The organism is Bacillus sp. JJ1503 (genome assembly GCF_036965125.1).
Taxonomy (GTDB): domain Bacteria; phylum Bacillota; class Bacilli; order Bacillales; family Cytobacillaceae; genus Cytobacillus.
Genome location: NZ_JBALOZ010000390.1, coordinates 1 through 1,683, shown reverse-complemented (window position 1 = coordinate 1,683; position 1,683 = coordinate 1). Strand labels below are relative to the sequence as shown.

The following is a 1,683-nucleotide window of genomic DNA, read 5'->3' as shown; positions in this document are numbered from 1 at the left end:
ATTTTTAATTAGTCTAGATTACATTTATGTATCTAAAAAACCTTGATCTATTAGACTTGATTATTTTTATTTGAACTTATTTTACTAAATTGCTCAATAGGTTTTCCTCTAGCAGCGTAGAGGTCAGGGGTTCTAGCCCCCTATTCTCCATCCGAAAAAAACGTTGAAATAAAGCCACTTCTGATAAACTCAGAAGTGGTTTTTATTATTCAATCAAAGAGAGAAGTAACTACAGAAGGTTATTAAACATAAACCTTCTCTTTCGGATAACTTAGTAAAAAAGCCTCTATTTGGAGGGACGGGGATTCCTTGTCCCAAAATAACTAAATAGAAGAGGCTAAAATAACTTTAGATGTTATTTAACTTCTCCTATTAATAGAAATACATAACAACGTATTTTACACTTCCGTTAGTTCGCTTAAGCTGAACCTAAATACGTTTTTACCAGACTATCATCCCTTAATAAATCTCGTGATTCTCCATGTAACTTCACCTCACCTGCTTGTAAAACATATGCACGGTCAGATATAGCTAAAGCAGCCATGGCTAATTGCTCGACAACCACAACCGTCTTGCCAGATTTCTTCAACTCTAGCAGAGTGTCGAAAATCTGTTTTACAAATATAGGTGATAAACCCATGGATGGTTCATCAAGAATAACAAAATCAGGATCAGACATAAGTGCTCTGGATACAGCTAGCATCTGTTGCTCTCCACCACTCAACGTACCTGCTTGCTGCCTTCTTCTCTCCTTTAATCTCGGAAATCTTTCGTATTCTCTTTCTATAAGCTCTTGAATTTTTTGTTTCTCTTTTTTAATCGTAAAGGCACCAAGAATTAGATTATCCTCTACCGACTGATCACCAAAGACCTGACGACCTTGGGGGACATGGGATATACCATACCCTAAAATTTTATGAGCAGGCGTACCTGTAATCACATTATCCTTATATAGGATAGTGCCCTCCTTCGCCTTCATCAACCCCGTAATCGCTTTTAATAGTGTTGTTTTTCCGGCCCCATTGGGACCAATAACAGCAACGATTTCACCTTCATTTACTTCCATTGACACATTGTGTAAAGCGGATGCATGACCATAACTAACCGACAGATTTTGTACCTGCAACAAGCTGGTTCACCTCTTCTCCCCCAAGATAGGCATCAATTACCCTTGGATCGTTTTGAATAGTTTCAGGATTTCCCTCACAAATTTTCTTACCGAAATCTAACACTGTAATATAATCACAAATATTCATTACAATATCCATATGATGCTCAACCAAAATAATAGACAATCCTGCCTTCTTCAGACGTTGGATCACATCCATGATTTTTACAATCTCTTTTGGACTAGCCCCTGCTGCCGGTTCATCTAGAATAAGTAATGCAGGTTTTAAAGCTAACCCCCTCGCTATTTCAACTAATCGCTGTTCTCCATATGGTAAGTCAGACGCTTTTTCATGGGCTCTTTTTTCTAAGCCAACAATTCGTAGTAGATCATAGGCTTTTTGTGCATAGTATTTCTCTTCATCAGATACCTGACCTAGATATAATAGGTTTTTCAGGAATCCTGTTTTGAAGTGACGATGAAAACCAACCATGACGTTTTGTAAAACGCTCATGTCTTCAAACAACTGCAGGTTTTGGAATGTTCTTGTAATTCCTTCTTGTGCTATACTATGA

Annotated in this window: 2 protein-coding genes; both read right to left on the bottom strand. The window is 37.6% G+C overall.

Going from position 1 to position 1,683, the window contains the following annotated elements:
- Positions 1-418: 418 nt before the first annotated feature.
- The gene (locus V7149_RS23525) at positions 419-1,129 is read right to left on the bottom strand and encodes an ABC transporter ATP-binding protein (RefSeq protein ID WP_335348004.1); all 711 of its coding nucleotides are present in this window, start codon (positions 1,127-1,129) and stop codon (positions 419-421) included.
- Positions 1,101-1,683, bottom strand: a 583-nt coding sequence (locus tag V7149_RS23520; protein ID WP_335348003.1) for an ABC transporter ATP-binding protein, incomplete at its 5' end; no start/stop codon positions are given. The genes V7149_RS23520 and V7149_RS23525, both read right to left, overlap by 29 nt.